We start from the raw sequence: 19,400 nt of genomic DNA, 5'->3' as shown, positions 1-19,400 counted from the left end.
AGCTTCTGCTTTCATGTGCTCTCGAACTCGTGACTACTTCTCGATTGACGATTTCGCGCCGAATACGTCCGTCAATTGACGCGCGCGTTTTACGTCATCCGAATGCAAGTAGATTGACGTCGTCGCCACCGACGCATGCCGCAGATTGTCGCGAACCGACGTGAGTTCCGCGCCCTTGGAGAGCGCCAACGAAGCGTGCGAATGTCGCATCCAGTGCGGGGTCGCCGCGCGCAACTTATCGGCAAGAGGGGGGTGATCCGTTTCAAGCACCTGAGCGACTTGCCGAAAGAACCGTTTCAATACTGCCCAGAGGCGAACGCCGCTAATCGCCTGATTCGAGTCCGAGTCCAGATGGCTGATGAGTGGTGTATTCAAATTCCAGCGTCCCGACGAGACCGGCAATTGCCGGGCGACTAGATAGGTCGTCAGCGCATTCCAGGCCAGGGGCGGCAGGGCGACTTTGCCAACTTTTGCCCCTTTGCCGGTGACCCGCAACCAGTGCAGTCCGCTGGGATCGGTCTCGATCTGTCGCAGCGTCGTGCCTATCAGTTCGCCCGCCCGGAGTCCGGTTGCCACGCCGAAGTCGAGCAGAAACCGCAGCCGTTGCGCGGCCGGTGCCGACCAGCCGTAGGAGTATTCGAGGCCGTCAGCGATCACCCGGATGAGCTGCCACTCGCTTTCCGTGAAAGCGCGCGTGGCATCGATCGCCGTCGCACGCGCCGCGCCGCGCACCTTGACCCCCGAAAACGGGTTCGCCAACACGTAGCGCTGCTCGATCAGCCAACGAAACAACGCATTCAGAATGGAGAGCGCGTGCGCCGTGGAGCGCACCGACAGGGCGCCGGCGAACGGGCGCCAATTGGGCGAGCTGCGCGGGCGCAACGGCCCCACCCACCGCGCGTGCGGGGTCGGCCGGCGCAAGAACGTCCGGTACGCCACTGCATCTTCGGTGGTCAGCGACGACAACGCCCGGCCGCGTTCAACGATCGCCCACAGGATCAGGCGCTCGGCTTCTTTTCGATAGGTGCGCTGGGTCGCGGACGACTCCTGCAAGGAGAGCCACGACTGGACCGCTTGGTAGTCGTTGTCGGCATCGAGGGTGCAGGTGGCGGTCGGTGCCCGGAAAGTGCCCGCCGACCCATCGACCTCATGCGGCAGGCTGAGTGACTCCCACGGCACGACGATCCCGCGCGGTTCAGACAGGATCAACGCACGCGCCCGCTCGGTGAGGGAAGGATACGCCGCAAAGAACGCTTCGATCGCTTTCGCGCTGGCGGCCCCCAGGTCGGGAATGACGGTCCACCATTGGCGCCGCCGCGGAATGCGCACAGTCAAATCGGCCAGTGTGACGATGCCGTACGCGTGCAGCGCGCGCACCGTGCGAGGCGAGAACCAGTGCTCGACGGGGTCGACGATGTCAGGCACGGGAGGGCGCGCGTGGCGAAGCGCTTCGATCGCCTGCGCCGCGGCTTGGGCGTGCTGCTCACGCTCCACTGCAGGGTGGCGAAGCACCTCCGCGAGGTCGGCGCGCTTGACCTGCTGCGCCCGGTTGATCAGCTGGCGGCGAATGCGACCGATCGCGCCGCGGGCCGACGTCGTCGGCTCATGTGGCAAGAAGCGTCGCACCGCTTCACGCGAGGACAGGCCAGCGGTCCACGCGCGCAGCGCGGCCAGCTCATCGGCGCTCGGAAACCCGGCCAACTCGGGCTGAGCGGGAAGATCGGGCAGGGAGGCATCCGGCGCGGGGGAGGGCAGACGCGTTTTCATGCACGCCAGTTTAACCTCAAAATTAGGCTATTAAGATAATAAGAGTTATCTAAACAGACGTCTATTCGAGCCAAACTGATGGTCGCACGTTGCCGCTCACACAACTAAAGTTGTTAATGGACTTCAACTAAAGTTGTTAATAGCCGTCGCCGTATCGTCGATGGTTTGCTTGCTCCTGGGCGTTGTGGCAAGAATGTAAGTGCTTCGTCCTACGCCCCTTGCACAATCTCATATGCGCACCTACGCCCGCGCTGTTCAGTAATTGTTGAGGTACGTTAATTTTGCTAATAGGTACGCTAATTCCGCTAATACCGCCAAGCGAGCCTCGATCTAGCGATGACACGTCGATACTTGCTGACGAGCGATAGCAGACTCGTCATGTTTCGAGCTTGTTTCGGAAGTCCTATCGGAATTCGGTCCAACACCGTCCCGTGTTCCTCGCACACTACGGTTTCTGGATCGAGCCACCGGCTTTTCCAGCGTGGCGCGAAGACATCGGCTGGATTAACTGTCAAGCAAACAAAACAGTACGGGAGTTTCGAGCGGGCCTTCAGCCAGTCAGGTCGCGTTTGAATCTGCATGAGACTATCAACGTCCAAACGAGCGAGCGTGGCAAGGACGTTGAGCGTGCTGGCAGGTAGGGGAGGGAATAAGATCCATCCGGCGTTCGTCAACGGCGGGAATGGTCCAAGGTGATTGATCGCCCACGCCTGAATGACGCTCAACTGGTAGCGGCTGGCGACACGCCCGAACCAACTCCCGAAGGCCTCATCGTCGAACGGGCGAGGCGCTACTGGCCATGGACGCAGACTAATGGACGGCAAGGTAAGTTACCTGCTCGAGATGATGCAGATTGATCGATTCATTGCCGTCACGAATCGCCAGTTCTGCAGCGGCGTTCAAGATCCGCGACACTTCGCCGGTGAGTCCCTCGCTGGCAGCCAGGACGTATTGCACGATCTCGCGTAGCGCGAGATCAGACGGACGACGTAGCGGTAATGTGCGTTCGAACGCCGACAGCAGCCGACGAAACGCATCGCTTTCGTGCCAGCGCGGAATCTCGAACGGTGTAAATCGGCTCACCATTTGCGTATCGCTCTGCAGGGCGACTACCGCGTCGTCGGTACCCACGAGAACGATGCTGGCACGGAGGTCGTTGGCGAGAAACTTGACTTGCGGACGCAACGACGATGACGCCTGACACGATTGACCTCGAGTTTCTGCCGCTGAAGGTGACGCACGTTTCGGCAAAGGGCAAACGATCATTCGATCCTGATGGGAAACGTCGCTTGGTCGAGGCATGCCTGCGGCCTGGCGCGTCGCTTGCCGGTTTGGCGCTGAAGGCAGGAGTGAATGCCAACCAACTGCGCAAGTGGGTCGACATGTACCGCAAGGCAGGCGTCGTTGCCGATCCACCGAGGACGAGCGAGCCCGAACCTTCTGCGTTTGTTCCCGTGGTTACGATCGGGAACGCGACACTGAAGGCGGCAGAGCCGACGGCGACGTTGGCGATACGTCGCGATTCTCCCTCAGCGCCGACGTTGGCGCCGCCGCAAGCGCGCCTGTCCGTAAGACTGCCCAATGGCGTCGCGATCGATATGGAATGCTCAGTGCAGGACATGTCACTGGTCAAGGCGATGATCGTGGCGTTGGGAGCGGGTTGATGTTCCGCTTTGACGATGATCTGCGGATCTACCTGCATCGCGAACCAATCGACTTCCGCTGCGGACTGAATACACTGGTGACAGTGGTCGAGCAATCGATGCAACTTGATCCGTTCGCGCGAGCCGTCTTTGCATTCCACAATCGTAAGCGTGATCGCGTGAAGCTTGTGCTCTATGACCGGGCTGGCTTCTGGCTCCTGATGAAGCGACTCGAGGCGGACCATTTGATATGGCCCCGCCGTCAGCAGGCAGTGATCGAGTTCACCACCGAACAGCTTCACCTGCTGCTAGATGGCGTCGATGTCGACGCGGTGCGCCGTCATCCCACGCGGCAGTACACCCACACGGGCTAAATTCCGGTGTCGCCGCCGTTGCCGGTAAACAACGGCTGGGCCGGCTGTTACAAATCTCCGTAAACCTGCGCGGTGTTGCGCTTCGCTATCGTGAAGTGCATGAAAGCCCCTGAACTCTCGCGATTGCCGCGGGCCGCCAAGGCCTACATCCACGAACTCGAAGCCGGTCTCGCAGAACGCGACGCCAAGATCGACGAACTGGCCAAGCGCCTCGATGCGCTCGAAGAGCAATATCGCCTTGCGTTGGCCCGACAGTACGCGCCGAAGAGCGAGAAGCGCAAGGACCGCGTGTTCAATGAGGCTGAAGAAGTCGCTGAAGGGGATGCGGTTGACGAGGGCGACTTCGACGCGCCCGCTTTGCCGAACACCGGGTTGCCGGAGCTCGGTAAGCCAGAATCCCGCAAGCGTGGCCGCAAACCGCTGCCTGCGGATCTTCCGCGCGAGCGTATCGAATACGATCTGTCCGATGACCAGAAGATCTGCCCGTGCTGTGGCAAAGCGATGCACCGGATGGGCGAGGAAGTCAGCGAGCAGTTGCACATGGCGGTCAAGGTGTCGGTGCTGCAGCATGCGCGCTTCAAGTACGCGTGCCGTCACTGTGAGCGTCACGGCACGCAAACGCCGATCGTGGTCGCCCCGATGCCGGCGCAGCCCTTGCCTGGCAGCCATGCAAGTCCGTCGATGATCGCCGCTGTCACGGCCGGGAAGTATGTCGATGGCACGCCGCTGTACCGGATGGAGGATGTGCTCGCGCGCGCGAACATCGCGATCAGCCGCGGCACGCTGGCCAACTGGATCATCCGCCCCGCCGAGTTGCACTACAAGCGGATCTACGACGCGCTCAAGACGGTTCTGCTGGGTCAGTGGCTGATTCACGGCGACGAGACTACGGTCCAGGTCCTCAAGGAAAAGGATCGAAAAGCGCAGGACGCGTCGTATATGTGGGTCTATCGAAGCGCCGAGGACAGCGAGCGGCCGGTCGTGTTGTTCGAGTACCAGCCGGGGCGTGGCCAGGAATACCCCAAGGCCTTCCTTGGAAATTACGCGGGCACGTTGATGACGGACGGGTGGTCAGCATGGCGGACGGTTAAATCGGCGACGCACCTCGGATGCCTTGCCCACGGGCGCAGAATGTTTATGGATGCGCTGAAAGGACAGAAGAACAAGCCCAGTCCCCGTATCACCTGGGCGCTCGAATTCGTCCAGGCGCTGTACCAAGTTGAGGCGCTCGCCAAACAAACCTTACCGGAGGGCGAGGCGCTGGCAAATTACCGTTACCGCCGGCGGCAACACCACAGCGTGCCATTGCTGAGCGCCTTCAAGGCATGGCTTGACGAACTGGCGCCGAAGGTCTTGCCGAAGAGTCTGTTCGGCGAGGCGGTCGGCTACTGCCTCAGGCAATGGCAGTACCTGATCCGCTACGTAGACGACGGGCGATCCCCCGTTGATAACAATGTCATCGAGCGCGACATCAGGCCGTTTGCCACAGCGAGAAAATCGTGGCTGTTCAGCGACACGGAAGCCGGTGCGAAAGCAAGCGCGGTCGTCTACAGTCTGATGCTCACGTGCCGAGCTTGCGGCGTCGAACCACATGCCTGGCTGCTGCACGTGCTAACCGAGTTGCCGCAGCGGGCCCCGGACGCTGACATCCGCGACCTGCTGCCATTCAACTACGCCAAGCGGCAGGCCGAGGCAAGCGTCAGCTGAGGCAGCGAGCACGCTTTGATCATCGCGTTGGCGCGCACGCCCGTCAGGACCGCTAGACGCGGCCATGCTTGCCCTTCGCTTGCTATTGATTCCATGTTCGGTATGCTAAAACTACCGCTTACCTTTATCCCGCCAGCATAGACGGGGTCGTATCCGAGCGCGGCGTCGTACGCGTCGATGAGGCCGATCGCCTGCGCCGGATCGACCGTGCCCAGCACGAACAGCGCCGAGAGTACCGCGAGGATGGCTCGTGCCGATGTGAATCGAAGTATGGGACCGCGCCGCGAGCGCTTTCGAGTTCCTGAGCATTGCAGGACTCATTGATCGGTCAGTTCACGTGGCCGAGCATAATCACAAGCCCTCAGGTAACTGCGTAGCGGTGTTGCTTGCTGTGGGGCAATTGAAGCGTACTGAGGGCCCTTTCGTTCATTTCCAGGTCTGCCTCTATGTACATGTGCGTGGTCGCTGGGTTCTCGTGACCCAGCCACAGCGCGATGACCGTGAGGTCAACGCCAGCCTGAAGCAGGTGCGCTTGGCAGTCGCGTGCCGAACCAGGTGCGGTGAGATGCTTCGGCCCTTGAGTCCCGTGCAATGAGTTGCCGCAGCCTGGTAGGCGAGGTTGGCGGCTGTCGCCGCTTTTAAGGAAATAGGCGGAACACTATAAGCGAATTTTCGACAACGTTGGGAAAGCCTCGGTACGATGCATGACATCACCGCTAAGATGTCGCCTATGAATTGGAAACATCGGCAAGGCGTAACGAGGATATTCCCCATGACTGGTCTACTCGATTGGTTCGCAGCGGCACGGTGGCGCATGTCGCTGTCTCACTGTCTTGAAGGTTTGCTGATCCAGGCGCCGATCGGGCTGCTTTTCAATTTTCGTATTGGCGCGCTCGCCGTGATCGTCTGGTACTGGTCGCGCAAGAAACTCGAATGCGAACTCGAAACCCTGGATGTCGAGGAATCGCTCGCGTTCGAGTCGCATGCCTATACATGGGCCATCGGCTGGCTGCCGTGGCAATGGGACGCCTACAAGGTGCTGGATGTAGTTCTGCCGGCCTCGTCCGCGGTGCTGATTGCCCTCCTTATGCATGGATACCTAGGACCGCTATCGATCTAGCGGCGCGACTGCTTGAGCCGGGGCTTACATCAGCGGTTCGTAGACTGTGACCGCGAAGCTCCAGAGGCATGAGTTCCAACCGCCCCACACCTTGAACAGGTCATCCTCGTCGAGTTGAATTCCATAGTTCTTCTTAAACTTGCCTCGCTCGTACGCGTCGAGCATCGTCTGCCGCCGTTCCGGCGACACATTGAATCGGCACGAGGCTGCTTGCACGGGAATGTGAATTAAGCCCAACCGTTCTACGAGATCGGTTCGGACCTTGTCTCGACCTATCCTCGAATCCTTGATGTTCTTCCACTCCCTCGGCATGGACATTGTGATGTTCAGCATGTCGTGCGTCAGAAAAGGGAAGAACACATCCTGGAAAACATTCGCCATCCTGTGAATGCTTTCCCCTCTGGTATTGAAAAAGCTGCTGGCGTAAACCCATCTTTCGTATGGGACGGAGTAAGTTTCCTGAGCACCCGACACGAGCACATACTCGCGGGGATCGAGATCACCCCAAAAATCCATCTGATAGGTGTAGGGGTTCCACCCTTCGCATGGGATATCAAGTCGGCCGATGTTGTAGACGTCCGGCTGGCTGTCGTCCACGAACGATAAATTCGTCCAGCCATTCGTGGCCATGATCTGGCGGAAGGAGTCTGCCTCGAAAGTACACCAGCAATGGAACAGCACGTTATCAAACGACATTTTCCCCTGGCGCTTCAGGCGCGCCATGGTCCCGGAAATGATGCGGCTATCCGATCCCGATGAATGCGCCATCAGATACTTCTTTGCAGGGTCCATTCGCAGGAGCACTCGTTCGAGCGTCCTTTCCAGTTCATCCAGATAACTCTCATATGAACCGAAGTAGGTGGGAATCCGAGTCGGCAGGACGTCGGCGCAATATTCTTCCGGTGCCGCTCTCCAGATTTCCTTAAACGGCGTTTCGATCGTACTCTTGAAGCTCTTGTCAAGGAACGACTCATCGAACGTCAAAGTCTCCTGTGCCGTCGCTAGCGAATGAAAGCTATCAGAGAAGAGATCGTTTCTATCCCGGAAAACACATCGATTAAAGAAACGGTTCGTGTCTAAGCGGGAGCGATAAAGGTATTTCATGCAGAGAAGCCTTGCGGACCGTTTACGTAACGTCGAGCGGATGTAAGAGGGCGGCGGAGATTGTAACGGGAGAAAAAAGTTCTGGACCGGGGAAATTATGCAAACGTTTGCGCATATCCTGGGCAAGTCCATTCGCTGGCTGAATCAAGAGGGGCGGGCTCGAGACAATTTGAGGCGGGAAGTCGGGCACTCACGCCAAGGCGCTTGCATCCGCTTGTCAAGTTCCGCGCTCGAGTCTTTTTGATTGCACGCCAGCGGCGATGCCAAACGCTTAGCAAGCGGAGTTCCGAGAGATGGGCGGCGCTTACGAGCCACACCGTCGACAAACCCTGTCAGTCGGCATTCCGAAGTCTAATCATTTTATCTATTCATATGAACAAAAACTTTTGAATCGGTAATTTCTACCCATTTAAGGACTCAGACTTGTGGTGGAGGAACAACTTTTAAGTAAAGATTGCAAATTGTAATAGCGCACGCCTTTTGTCTGCGTTATTATTTCTCGAATTGATAAAAGCTTGCAAATTTTTCACTTCCTCCGCTTTCAGGCATTCGCCGCTTTGCGGCATCGAGTGTCTCCCTAGCCGATGGGAAAGCGCGAAAAGGTCTCCGCCGCAAGCGCGGACTTTGCGATTCAGTAGCTTTGCTTACGCAAATCCATGTAGCAGCGAATGCTTTGGCCGCGCATTTTTTCGCTAGCGGTCCGTGTGTGATTACGCGACTAGCCTCCGCAAAAAAAAGAAGTGATAACTCAGAATTAGAGCCATGTCAAAAAAGCAATACTCCTTGAAACCGAGGGGCGAGTGAGCGCCGATGAATCCCGCGCGGTGGTAATCACTGGCGGGAGCGCCGGACTCGGGCGCGCGCTGGCCTTGAGCTATAGCGCCCCCGGTATCACGCTGGGATTGATTGGCAGAAACGCCGAACGTCTGCAGACCGTTGCAGCGGAGTGTCGCGCGCGCGGCGCCGAGGTCGTCTCGGGCTGTCTGGACGTTCGTGACGCAGCAGCACTTCAGGCGTGGATCTTCGACTTCGACGCGCAACACCCGATCGACTTGCTGATCGCCAATGCCGGCGTGGCCAGCACGCTCCGCTCATCGGACGACTGGGAAGGCATCGGCCGTACTGCGGAAGTAGTCGATATCAATCTTTACGGCGCCTTGCATGCCGTGCTGCCCGCCATCGAACGCATGCGCGATCGCCGGCGCGGCCAGATCGCGATCGTCAGTTCGCTTGCCGGATTGCGGGGAATGGCCATTTCGCCGGCGTATTGCGTAAGCAAGGCCGCGCTCGTGGCGTATTGCGATTCCGTTCGGCCAGTTCTCGCGCGCGACCGTATCGGCATTTCAGTCGTGATGCCCGGATTCGTGCGAACCTCGATGAGCGACGTGTTTCCCGGTAACAAGCCGTTCATGTGGAGCGCTGAAAAAGCCGCCTCGTTCATCAAGAAGCGCCTGACGCGCCGCCACGTGGAAATCGCTTTTCCCTTCAGCCTGACGCTAGGCCTCAAGTTGCTGCGCCTGTTGCCAGCAACGCTCGCCGACGCGATCCTCGGGCGCCTGTTTCAGATCCCTCGCCGGAATATGTGACGTGGTCCTCGGCTCAACACTCGCGGCCGTCCTCGCCGCCTGCTCGTTCGCCGTCGAGGCGATCGCCGTCACCCGATCCTCGCTCCGTCGACCGCCGCGTGCGCTTATGCTGCACGTGGCGGCGCTGGTTGTCGTGAGTGCTGCTTGCCTCGCGCTGACAGGACGGCCGTTGTTCTCGACAGGCGTCACGCTTGGGGCGATCGGCCTGCTCGCGGTAGTGGGCAACGCCAAACATGCCTCGCTGCGCGAACCGCTGGTCTTCAGCGACCTGAGTCTCTTCAGCCAGGTCTTCTCGCATCCGCGCCTGTATCTGCCGTTTCTCGGCATCGGCAAGCTCACCGTGGTGCTGGTGTCGATCGCGGGCGTGGCGGGAGCGTTCTTCGCCGAAAGTCCTGTGACACAGGCGTCGCGCTACGTCGCCGCCGTCGTTGCATGGCTGGCTTTGCCGGCCTGCATCGCGCTCGCGCGCCGCCTGCCCCTTACGCTGGAGCCGTTTTCCGATCAGCGTCGCTTCGGGTTCTTTGCCGCGTTCGTCGCCTACGCGATCAACGGCTTGAGCCGCGCGCAACGGCACGCATTCGCGCGCGCCACCGATAACAGCCCGTTCGCGGCCGATGGCCCGGACGTCCATCCGGACGTCATCGTCATTCAGAGCGAGTCGTTCTTCGACGCCCGCCGGCTCGGCCAATGCGTGTCCGGCGCGCCCTATGCGCATTTCGATCGGGCCACGCGCGAGTCCTTCGAGCAGGGCGAACTGGCGGTGCCCGCCTGGGGCGCCAATACGATGCGCAGTGAGTTTGCGATGCTCACGGGCCTGAATCCGGCGCAACTCGGCTACGCGCGCTTTTATCCGTATATGTTCGTGCGCCGCGCGTGCGCGTCGCTGGCGGGCTATTTCAGCCGCGGCGGATATCGCACGTGCGCCGTTCACCCTTACCACACGAGCTTCTTCGGTCGTCGGCGGGCATTCGGGCATATGCACTTCGAGCGCTTTATCGACATCGAAGCGTTTGACAGCGAGGCTCGCGTCGGCCCCTATGTCGGCGATCTTGCGGTGGCGGACAAGCTCATCGGCCTGTTGGAAGCGAGCGACGACAAACCTTTGTTCGCGTTCGCCATCACGATGGAAAATCACGGTCCCTTGCATCTGGAGACGGTGTCGCGCGGTGAATCGTGTTCGCGGCACACGCTCGGAGAGGACGCGCGCTGGCGCGATTTGACGGCCTATCTGCGGCACGTCGAGAACGCAGACGCGATGATCGGCAAACTGACCGGCTATCTGCGCAAGCGCACCCGACCGACCGTGCTGTGCTTCTACGGCGATCACGTTCCCGCGATGTCATCCGTGTTCGATGCGCTCGAAACGGAACCGACCCACAGCGACTACTTTATCTGGCGCAATTTCGGCAGCGACCTGGGTACGCGCCGGAATGTGAGCGTCGAAACCCTTGGTATCACGGTACAGCGCGCGATGCACGCGGACTGTGTCGACACCGATTCGCGCAACGAGTTGCAGCAGATGCCGGCATGATGATGGAAAGGAAAATCGCGATTATCGGGATGGCATGTCGCTTTCCCGGCGGAGTGACAAGCCCCGAAGGCTTCTGGCAACTGCTGTGCGACGAGCGCGACGCAGTGACGGTCGTGCCGTCCGATCGATTCGGCACGGCGTTCTACCAGCATCCGTCGAAGAAGGAAGCGGGGAAGAGCTATACCTTTTCCGCGGGCGTGCTGGATGACGTCGCCGGCTTCGATGCCGCGTTCTTCGGCGTTTCGCCGCGCGAGGCGACGCAGATGGATCCGCAGCAACGCCTTCTGCTCGAACTCGCGTGGGAAGCGTTCGAGGATGCCGGCGTGCGTCCGGGCGAGATGCGCGGCCGCGATTGCGGCGTGTACGTGGGCGCCGCGAGCATGGACTACGGCAACCGCAGCATGGACGATCTGAACTGGATCGATCCGTACTCGGCCACGGGCAATACGCTCAGCATCGCGTCCAATCGCGTTTCCTATCTGTTCGATCTGCGCGGCCCGAGCATGTCGGTGGACACGGCCTGTTCGTCGTCGATCGTCGCGTTGCATCAGGCCGTGCAGGCCTTGCAGTCGGGCGAAACCGACATGGCGCTCGCGGGCGGCGTGAATCTGCTGCTCCATCCGTTTGGTTTCGTAAGCTTCTCGAAGGCCTCGATGTTGTCGCCGCGCGGACGCTGCCGTGCCTTCGATGCAAGCGGCGACGGCTATGTGCGCTCCGAGGGCGGCGCGTTTGTGCTGCTCAAGCCGCTCGAACGCGCGCTCGCGGACGGCGATACCATCCACGCCGTCATTGCCGGTTCGGGTGTCAACTCCAACGGCCACTCGCACGGCGGTATCAGCGTGCCGACCACGGCCATGCAGGCCGAACTGCTGCGTACGGTCTATCGCCGGGCAGGCGTCGATCCGCGTTCGCTCGCCTATCTGGAAGCGCACGGCACGGGTACCGCAGTCGGCGATCCGATCGAGGCGCGCGCGTTGATGGAGGCGGTCGCGGAAGGCCGCCCGATCGACGATCCGTTGCTGATCGGCTCGGTCAAGACCAATGTCGGTCACCTCGAAACCGCCTCGGGCATGGCCGGTCTGTTCAAGGCGATCCTTTGCCTGAAGCACGGCGCGGTGCCGCGCTCGCTGCATTTCGAAACGCCGAATCCCGCGATCGATTTCGAAGGCGGGCGGCTGCGCGTCGTCGATCGCTTCACGCCGCTCTCGCGTCGCGAAGGTTCGCCGCTGACCATCGGCGTGAATTCGTTCGGCTTCGGCGGCACCAATGCGCACGTCGTGCTCGCCGAGGCGGTGAGCACGGCCAAGCCTGTCGCACCCGGCACGGCAAGCGCGGATGCAGCGTTGCCGCCGCTAGTGCTCTCCGCGCGCTCGCCTGCCGCGCTGGCCGCGCTCGCGGCGCGCTATCACGCGCGCCTGCACTCGAAGACCGACTGGGACACATGCGCGGCCGGTGCGGCACGCCGTCGCGAATGGCTCGAACAGCGCGTGATCATTGCACCGCCGGATCTGGAAGCCGGTCGCGCCGCATTGCTGATGCTCGCGAACCCGTCGGACGAGGCGCTGCCGGCTTACGTCGCGCAAGGCGAAGCCGTGGCGTCGGGCGCGAAGGTGGCGTTCGTCTACTCGGGCAACGGCTGTCAGTGGGCCGGCATGGGCCGGCAGCTCTATCAGGAAGACCCGGTGTTCCGTGCGGCGCTTGACGAAGTCGATGCGCTGTGGCGTGCCGACGGCAGCGACTCGCTCGTCGACCTGCTGCGCGCCGGTGCAAGCGCCGATTGGCTCGCGGCGACGGAGAACGCGCAACCGCTGCTCTTCGCGATCCAGGTTGGCATCACGCGCGCGCTCGAAGCACGCGGCATCGATTGCGATGCAACCGTCGGTCATAGTGTCGGCGAGATCGCGGCGGCATGGGCATCGGGCGCGCTGACGCTGGCTGAAGCCGTGCGCGTGATCCGCATTCGCAGCAGCGCGCAGGGTCTGACGCGCGGCACCGGCATGATGGCGGCGGCCGGTATCGGCGAACCCGAGGCGCGGGCGTTGATCGAGCGCCTCGGTCTGGCGGAGTCCGTCGAACTGGCCGGCGTCAACAGCCCCGAAGCCGTCACGCTCGCCGGCTCGCCCGAGGCGCTCGTCGCGATCGGTGCATCGCTCGATGCGAACGGCAGCTTCTTCCAGCTGCTCGACCTCGACTACGCGTTCCATAGCGGACACATGGACGCGATCGAACCGGTCGTGCAAGAAGGTCTCGCCGACCTGACGCCGCGCGAAGGCACGAAGCCCTTCGTGTCGACGGTCACGGGCGACACGCTTGCCGGCGTTGCGCTCGATGCGAACTACTGGTGGCGCAACATCCGCGAGCCGGTGCGTTTCGGCGCCGCGATCCAGAGTCTCGCCGATGCGGGCGTGCGGACCTTCATCGAAATCGCGCCGCATTCGATCCTGCGTCACTACGTCAAGCAGACGCTGGCCGCTCTGAAGATCGCCGGCGCAGTCGTGCCGACGCTCAAGCGCCATCACGACAGCGCGCAGATGCTCGCGCATTCGACGCTGCTGGCGGTCGCGCACGGTGCGCGCGTCGATCTCGACCGATTTGTGCCGGTGCCGCAGAAGGGCTGCGGCACGATGCTTCCGACCTATCCGTGGCAGCGTGAGCGCCATTGGCAGAAGGCGACCATCGAGGGCTACGACCTCGTGAATCGCCGCATCGATCATCCGTTGCTCGGCTATCGTTTGCACGAGCACGCGTTCGCGTGGGAAAACCAGCTCGATCCGCAAGGCGTGCCGATGCTCGCCGATCACGTCGTCGATGGCGGCGTGGCATTCCCGGGCGCGGGTTATGTGGAAATGGCGCAGGCTGCGGCGCGGGTGTTTTTCGGCACCTCGGCTGTCTCGCTCGAAAACCTCGAGATTCGCCTGCCGGTCGTGTTCCAGCCGCAGCACGCGAAGTTGTTCCGCTTCGTGATCGATGCGCGCACGGCATCGTTTACGATCGAGACCCGCGAGCGCATGAGCGACGGGCCGTGGAATCTGAACGTGACAGGCCGCCTGCTCGAAAGCGGCAGCACGCTCGGCGCGCAGGGCATGGCCGACCCGGCCGTGCTTGCACGTCTCGAAGCGAGTCCCGCGATGCGCGGCGAGGCGCTTTACGCAAGCGCGTCTGCCATCGGCTTGAACTATGGCCCGAGCTTCCGCTGGGTGCGTCAGGTTCGGGTGCAAGGCGACGATGCCCTCGGCGACTTCGAAGCACCGCAGGCGCTCGGTGGATCGCAGGCGCTAAACGGCTGGCTGCTGCATCCCGCGCTGATTGACAGCGGTTTTCATCCGCTCTTTGCCGTACTCGGCCAGGCCGGCGCCGAGGCGAGCGACGCGCGCGCCGCATTCGTGCCGGTGCAGATCGGCCGTGTCGATTTTCTGCGCGGCGACTCGGTGCGCCGCGTGCTGGTGCGCGTGCAGCGCCGCAGTCCGCATTCGATCGTCGCTTCATTCGACTTCCTCGACGCCGATAACGCCATCGTCGCGCGTCTGTCGGCGTGCCGTTTCCGCCGCGTCGACCTGACGGGCCGACGCCATGCCGCACCCGCGCGCTTTGCCTACGCGCTCGAAGCGCGTCCCTTGCCCGATCACTTCACGGCTGCCGCATTGCCCGCGCCGCCTGCACTCGTGGAACGCGCGAGCGGACGTCTCGCCTCGTTGGGGGACAACGGCCAGCGCACGCGGCATCTGACCGAAACCTTGCCGCTGCTCGATGTACTCGCGGGCCTGTATGCGCTGAACGCGCTGGATGCGATCGGCGTATTCGCGCAGCCCGCGCTGCCGGCATCGGCCAATGCGAGCTTGCTCGCCCGTCTTGCGCAGATCGTCGTGGAAGACGGCTTCGCCCGTTTCGAGGGCAAGCGTCTGGTGCGCGACGATGCGGCGTGTGCCGCGATGCCCGCACTCGATGCGCTGTGGCGCGATGTGCTGGCGGATTCGCCGGCGCATGTGGCCGAGCTGACGCTGCTGGCGCACGTCGGTGCAGCGTTGCCGCGCGTGCTGCGCGGCGAAGCGTCCGGCAGCGCGGCTCCCGCCTTGCTTTCTCCGACGGGGCGCAGCCTGGCCGAGCAGTTCTTCGATGCCTCGCCGACGTGGTCGCATGCCCGCGCCATGCTCGCGGCCTGTGCCAAAGAAGCGCTTGCGGCATGGCCGAAGTCTCGCCGCCTGCGTGTGCTGGAAATCGGCGCGACGCTTGGGGAAGTGCTGCAGCCGCTCGATATCGGCGTGCCGCAGCCGCAGTGCGAGCACGTGCTCGCGGGCACGCATCAGCAACTCGCCGCACTCGATGCGGAAGCGCGCGACCACGTGCAAACGCTCCAGCTCGGCGAAAACGAAGCCTTGTTCGGCCATTGCCGCGACACCGTGCCGTTCGACGTGATCGTCGTCAACCGCATGATCGGCGAACAGGCCGATCCGCTGACAGTCTTGCACGCGATCGTCGAGCACCTCGCGCCGGGCGGCATGCTCGTGCTCGCCGATGCGCGCCGCAGCCGTTTCACCGACATTGTATTCGGCGCGGCGGGGCAGGAACTCGGCACGCAAGCCTATGGTGCGCTCGCGCCGGCCGCGCTGCATTCGCTCTGCGAGCGCGCGGGCCTGCGGGACATTACGCGTCATACGGAGCAGGGCCTCGATCTCGAAGGCGCGCCGACCTTCTTGGTCGCACGCAAGCCCATGTCTACACAGCAAGCGCAATCCGCTTCGGTCGATGCCCGGCCCTGGCTGATCGTGCAGGCCGACGATGATGCATTCGGCTCCGCGCTCGCCGGGGAACTCGCGCATCGTGGCCGCAATGTAGAACAGACGCGCATGAACGAAGCGGCTGCACGGCTCGAAGCAACGAGGCCGGAAGCGCAGATCGTGTTCATCGCACCGCGCGTATCGCTCGACGACGCCAGCGGCGCCGACGTCATGTGTGCGCAACAGGATGGCGCGCTAGCACTCGCCGCACTCGTACGGGCACTCGATGCAGCCGGTATATCGGCCCGGACCCGTCTGCGTGTGGTGACGCGCGGCGGAGCGCCGTTCGGTCGAGGCGCAGGCGCTGTGACGCAACCCGATCAGGCGAGCCTGTGGGGACTCGGCCGCGTCATGGCGAATGAATATCCCACGCTTGCGCTGCAACTCGTCGACGTCGCATGCGCGGAAGACGAAGCCATCGTGCAACTGGCGCGCGAGCTCTTGTCGGCCGACGTCGAGGAAGAAGTGCTGCTCACCACGCAAGGCCGCCATGTGCCGCGCATGTTGCCGGCGCAGAGCGCCGAGCGGCAGGCGCGCGACGCATCGACGGCGGATCGCGTACCTGCCGTGCTGGCATTCGATATGCCCGGCTCATTGCGCAACCTCGAATGGTTCGCCTTGCCCGCGCTCGAACTGAACGCCGACGAAGTCGAGATCGCGCCGATGGCGACCGGTCTGAACTTCCGCGACGTCATGTATGCGATGGGCCTGCTTTCCGACGAAGCGGTCGAGACCGGCTTCGCCGGCGCGACCATCGGCATGGAACTCTCGGGGCGTATCGTGCGCGTCGGCGCGGGCGTCAAGGGCTGGGCACCCGGCGATGCGGTGCTCGGATTCGCGCCGGCTTCCTTCGCGACGCGCGTCGTCACCCGTACGGGTGCGATCGCGCGCAAACCCGAGGCCATGTCCTTCGAGGCGGCCGCCACGATCCCCACTACGTTCTTCACCGCGTATTACGCGTTGTGCGAACTAGCCCGGCTGCGGCGCGGCGAGCGTGTGCTCGTGCACGGCGGCGCGGGTGGCGTTGGCATTGCGGCGATCCAGATCGCCCGTCATCTCGGCGCGGAAGTGTTCGCTACCGCGGGCGCGGACGAGAAGCGCGAGTTCGTGCGTCTGCTCGGCGCCGATCGCGTGTTCGACTCGCGCAGTCTGGCCTTCGCCGACGATGTGCGTGCCTGTACGAACGGCGCGGGCGTCGACATCGTACTCAACTCGCTCGCGGGGGAAGCGATGGTGCGCGGCATCGACACGCTGCGTCCGTTCGGCCGTTTCCTCGAACTCGGCAAGCGCGACTTCTACGAGAACAGCCATATCGGCCTGCGACCGTTCCGCAACAACATCAGTTATTTCGGCATCGACGCCGACCAGTTGATGGGCGTGCTGCCGGAACTCACCACGCGCCTCTTCGAAGAGGTGATGACGCTTTTCGTGAACGGCGTGCTGCATCCGCTGCCGTATCGCGCGTTCCCCGCCGCGCGCGCGGAAGAGGCGTTCCGTTACATGCAGCAGGCGCGCCAGATCGGCAAGGTGCTCGTCACCTATGCATCGGGTACGCCCGCACCGACGCGCGGCGTCGCTCAGCCGGTCGTCGGTCTCGATCCGCAGGCAGCGTATCTGATCGTCGGCGGTACCGGCGGCCTCGGTTATGCGAGCGCGCGCTGGATGATCGCGCGCGGTGCGCGGCATCTGACGCTGGCGAGCCGTGGCGGCGCGCTCGACGCCGCCAGGCGACAAGAGCTCGAACGCTGGCGCGACGAGCATGACGTCACCGTAACGGTGGTGTCGTGCGACGTGACCGATGCGGTCGCGCTCGATCGCCTGATCCGCGCCATCGAGGCGCGCGGCACGCCGCTCAAGGGCGTGCTGCACTCGGCGATGCACATCGACGATGGCCTGCTGCGCAATATCGACGACGCGCGCATGCTCGCCGTGCTCGAACCGAAAGTGGCCGGTGCGTGGAATCTGCATCGCGCGACGCAACGCTGCGCGCTCGATTTCTTCCTGCTGTATTCGTCGGCGACGACCTCTCTCGGCAATCCCGGTCAGGGCGCGTACGTGGCGGCCAACACCTTCCTCGAAGCGCTCGTCGAACATCGCCGCGCGAGCGGGCTGCCCGCTGCCTTCATGGCGTGGGGGCCAATCGAGGATGTCGGCTTCCTCGCGCGCAACAGCGCGACGCGCGAAGCCTTGCAAGCGCGCATCGGCGGCGCGTCGATCACCTCCGACGAAGCGATGACCGCGCTCGAACGCGTGCTCGCCAACGGGGCGGCCGGCGAGGCCGTGGTGCGTCTGGACTGGGGCGCAATCGCGCGCGGCATGCCCGCGGCGCAGGCGCGCCGCTATATGGCGCTGCAAGCCGGCGGCGCATCCGAGCCCACCAGCGAGGATGGCGCGCTGCTCGAACAACTGCGCGCGGCACCGCGGGACGATGCGGTTGCGCTGATCGAGACCGCGCTGCGCGGTCACATCGCACGCATCCTGCACATGTCGCCGGAGCGCGTCGCGCTCGACCGCTCGGTGCTGGAGCTCGGCATGGACTCGCTGATGGGCATGGAGCTCGGCATGGCGGTCGAGGAATCGTTCGGCGTGAAGCTGTCGATCATGGCGATTGCCGAAGGCGCCACCGTGCATACGCTCGCTGTCCGTATCGTCGACATGCTCGATGGCGAGAGCGACGACACCAGCGGTGGCTTACAGGAATCGAACCACGAAGTGGCGGCGCTTGCCGCGCGGCACGCGCTCGACGAGAACCAGGCGCGCGCGCTGCTCGAACGAGATCGCAACACGTGCAACAACGATCAGGATCAACAGGGAGACGAGCCATGTCAGTCGACACCGGCGTTCGCGGAGTGAAGTTGCCGGCAGGGTGGCACGCGAGCGAAGGCACGCTGGCGCGGCCGCTCGAACTGTCGGGGCATGGCTTGCATACGGGGCAGCACGTGAACGTGCGTATTCTGCCGGCCGCCGCCACGACGAGTTCGGGCGAACGGCATGGCATCGTGTTTCGCCGCACGCGCAAGGGACAAGTGCTCGGTACGGTCCCGGCCGATCCGGCGCTGCGCCGGAGCCAGCCGCTGTGCACGATGCTGCACGCGAACGAGGGCGTCGGCGTACGCACGACCGAGCATCTGCTTGCCTCGCTGCTGGCTTGCGAAATCGATCATGCGGTCGTCGAACTGGATGCCGAAGAAGTGCCGATTCTCGATGGCAGTGCGCAACCCTGGATCGATGCGATTCTGCCGTGCGGACGTACCGCACTGCCGCAGAAAAAGCGTTTCCTGCGCGTGCTTCAGGCAGTGAGCGTCGCGGACAGCGAGGGTGCCGCGCGCCGTGAAATGCGCGTCGAACCCGCGGACGACTACGCACTCAGCGTACATAACAACGATCTGAAGGGCTTCGGCGACATGGAATGGCATGGCCGGCTCACGCCGCGCAGCTTCGCTGAAGAGATCGCCTCGTCGCGCTCGTATGGACAGATCAAGTGGGCCGTGCCCGCGATCGTCGTGGGTTATCTGCGCGGCGTGCCGATCCTGCGCGGTGCACGGACCTCGTGCACCGCGTCGATCGTCGGCAAGCGGGTCATTGGTGGCTTGCGTCAACCGGACGAGTTCGTGCGTCATCGCGTGCTCGACCTGGTCGGCGATCTCGCGCTCGCCGGCGCGCCGCTGCTCGCGCATGTGACGGCGCGGCGACCGACGCATGAAATGAATTACCGGCTGCTCGCGGCGCTGCTCGGCACGCAAGGCGCATACGAATGGGTCGAAGCGGACGCGTGACGCGCGACGAGCCGAAT

13 protein-coding genes are annotated in these 19,400 nt (G+C 63.2%); 8 read left to right on the top strand and 5 right to left on the bottom strand.

Annotation, left to right across the window (positions count from 1 at the left end):
• Positions 1 to 33: 33 nt before the first annotated feature.
• The 3 genes from BRPE64_RS31335 to BRPE64_RS31330 form a co-directional block, all read right to left on the bottom strand.
• Entirely contained in the window at positions 34 to 1,767 is a 1,734-nt protein-coding gene (locus tag BRPE64_RS31335) for a phage integrase family protein (RefSeq protein WP_044044166.1), read from the bottom strand.
• A gap of 305 nt (positions 1,768 to 2,072) precedes the next feature.
• On the bottom strand, positions 2,073 to 2,591 hold the full coding sequence (locus BRPE64_RS32650) for a TniQ family protein (RefSeq protein ID WP_084675938.1): 519 nt from the start codon (positions 2,589 to 2,591) through the stop codon (positions 2,073 to 2,075).
• Positions 2,578 to 2,952 (bottom strand): TniB family NTP-binding protein, encoded by a 375-nt coding sequence (locus tag BRPE64_RS31330; protein WP_051180616.1) that lies wholly within the window; start codon positions 2,950 to 2,952, stop codon positions 2,578 to 2,580. Before BRPE64_RS31330 ends, BRPE64_RS32650 begins: the two co-directional genes overlap by 14 nt.
• Before the next feature lie 5 nt (positions 2,953 to 2,957).
• Here BRPE64_RS31330 and tnpA point away from each other — a divergent pair, with 5 nt between their 5' ends.
• The 3 genes from tnpA (at position 2,958) to tnpC (ending at position 5,491) form a co-directional block, all read left to right on the top strand.
• Positions 2,958 to 3,431, top strand: coding sequence for an IS66-like element accessory protein TnpA (gene tnpA, locus BRPE64_RS31325; RefSeq protein WP_044044165.1), 474 nt, complete (start codon positions 2,958 to 2,960; stop codon positions 3,429 to 3,431).
• Positions 3,431 to 3,784, top strand: a complete 354-nt coding sequence (gene tnpB, locus BRPE64_RS31320) for an IS66 family insertion sequence element accessory protein TnpB (RefSeq protein ID WP_044044164.1) — start codon at positions 3,431 to 3,433, stop codon at positions 3,782 to 3,784. The genes tnpA and tnpB overlap by 1 nt, the downstream gene beginning before the upstream one ends.
• 99 nt (positions 3,785 to 3,883) lie before the next feature.
• Positions 3,884 to 5,491 (top strand): IS66 family transposase, encoded by a 1,608-nt coding sequence (tnpC, locus tag BRPE64_RS31315; RefSeq protein WP_044044161.1) that lies wholly within the window; start codon positions 3,884 to 3,886, stop codon positions 5,489 to 5,491.
• On the opposite strand, the gene BRPE64_RS31310 is transcribed toward tnpC, so the two are convergent.
• A complete protein-coding gene (locus BRPE64_RS31310) occupies positions 5,455 to 5,709 on the bottom strand; it encodes a hypothetical protein (RefSeq protein WP_044044160.1) in 255 nt (84 codons plus the stop codon). The two genes, tnpC and BRPE64_RS31310, sit on opposite strands and share 37 nt — an antisense overlap.
• A gap of 554 nt (positions 5,710 to 6,263) precedes the next feature.
• On the opposite strand from BRPE64_RS31310, the gene BRPE64_RS31305 reads away from it, so the two are divergent.
• Entirely contained in the window at positions 6,264 to 6,611 is a 348-nt protein-coding gene (locus tag BRPE64_RS31305) for a hypothetical protein (RefSeq protein WP_044044350.1), read from the top strand.
• 24 nt (positions 6,612 to 6,635) lie between these two features.
• On the opposite strand, the gene BRPE64_RS31300 is transcribed toward BRPE64_RS31305, so the two are convergent.
• A complete protein-coding gene (locus BRPE64_RS31300; protein ID WP_232519364.1) occupies positions 6,636 to 7,715 on the bottom strand; it encodes a hypothetical protein in 1,080 nt (359 codons plus the stop codon).
• An 800-nt stretch (positions 7,716 to 8,515) separates the two neighbouring features.
• Between BRPE64_RS31300 and BRPE64_RS31295 the strand changes: the two genes are divergently transcribed.
• From BRPE64_RS31295 to BRPE64_RS31280, 4 genes are all read left to right on the top strand, one after another.
• On the top strand, positions 8,516 to 9,301 hold the full coding sequence (locus BRPE64_RS31295; protein ID WP_044044158.1) for an SDR family NAD(P)-dependent oxidoreductase: 786 nt from the start codon (positions 8,516 to 8,518) through the stop codon (positions 9,299 to 9,301).
• A 106-nt stretch (positions 9,302 to 9,407) separates the two neighbouring features.
• Positions 9,408 to 10,832, top strand: coding sequence for an LTA synthase family protein (locus BRPE64_RS31290; protein WP_144063612.1), 1,425 nt, complete (start codon positions 9,408 to 9,410; stop codon positions 10,830 to 10,832).
• A 2-nt stretch (positions 10,833 to 10,834) separates the two neighbouring features.
• A complete protein-coding gene (locus BRPE64_RS31285) occupies positions 10,835 to 18,460 on the top strand; it encodes a type I polyketide synthase (RefSeq protein WP_084675934.1) in 7,626 nt (2,541 codons plus the stop codon).
• Positions 18,457 to 19,383 (top strand): UDP-3-O-acyl N-acetylglycosamine deacetylase, encoded by a 927-nt coding sequence (locus BRPE64_RS31280; RefSeq protein ID WP_044044345.1) that lies wholly within the window; start codon positions 18,457 to 18,459, stop codon positions 19,381 to 19,383. Before BRPE64_RS31285 ends, BRPE64_RS31280 begins: the two co-directional genes overlap by 4 nt.
• Positions 19,384 to 19,400 lie beyond the last annotated feature (17 nt).

Source organism: Caballeronia insecticola (assembly GCF_000402035.1).
GTDB lineage: Bacteria > Pseudomonadota > Gammaproteobacteria > Burkholderiales > Burkholderiaceae > Caballeronia > Caballeronia insecticola.
This window is presented reverse-complemented; position numbering and strand designations above follow the sequence as displayed.

Bases quoted from the DNA above. Each gene is read 5' to 3' on its own strand.
- BRPE64_RS31305 (WP_044044350.1), top strand. From the start codon at position 6,264: ATGACTGGTCTACTCGATTGGTTCGCAGCGGCACGGTGGCGCATGTCG.
- BRPE64_RS31335 (WP_044044166.1), bottom strand. From the start codon at position 1,767: ATGAAAACGCGTCTGCCCTCCCCCGCGCCGGATGCCTCCCTGCCCGAT.
- BRPE64_RS31285 (WP_084675934.1), top strand. From the start codon at position 10,835: ATGGAAAGGAAAATCGCGATTATCGGGATGGCATGTCGCTTTCCCGGC.
- BRPE64_RS31300 (WP_232519364.1), bottom strand. From the start codon at position 7,715: ATGAAATACCTTTATCGCTCCCGCTTAGACACGAACCGTTTCTTTAAT.
- tnpC (WP_044044161.1), top strand. From the start codon at position 3,884: ATGAAAGCCCCTGAACTCTCGCGATTGCCGCGGGCCGCCAAGGCCTAC.
- BRPE64_RS31290 (WP_144063612.1), top strand. From the start codon at position 9,408: ATGCTGCACGTGGCGGCGCTGGTTGTCGTGAGTGCTGCTTGCCTCGCG.
- tnpA (WP_044044165.1), top strand. From the start codon at position 2,958: ATGACGCCTGACACGATTGACCTCGAGTTTCTGCCGCTGAAGGTGACG.
- tnpB (WP_044044164.1), top strand. From the start codon at position 3,431: ATGTTCCGCTTTGACGATGATCTGCGGATCTACCTGCATCGCGAACCA.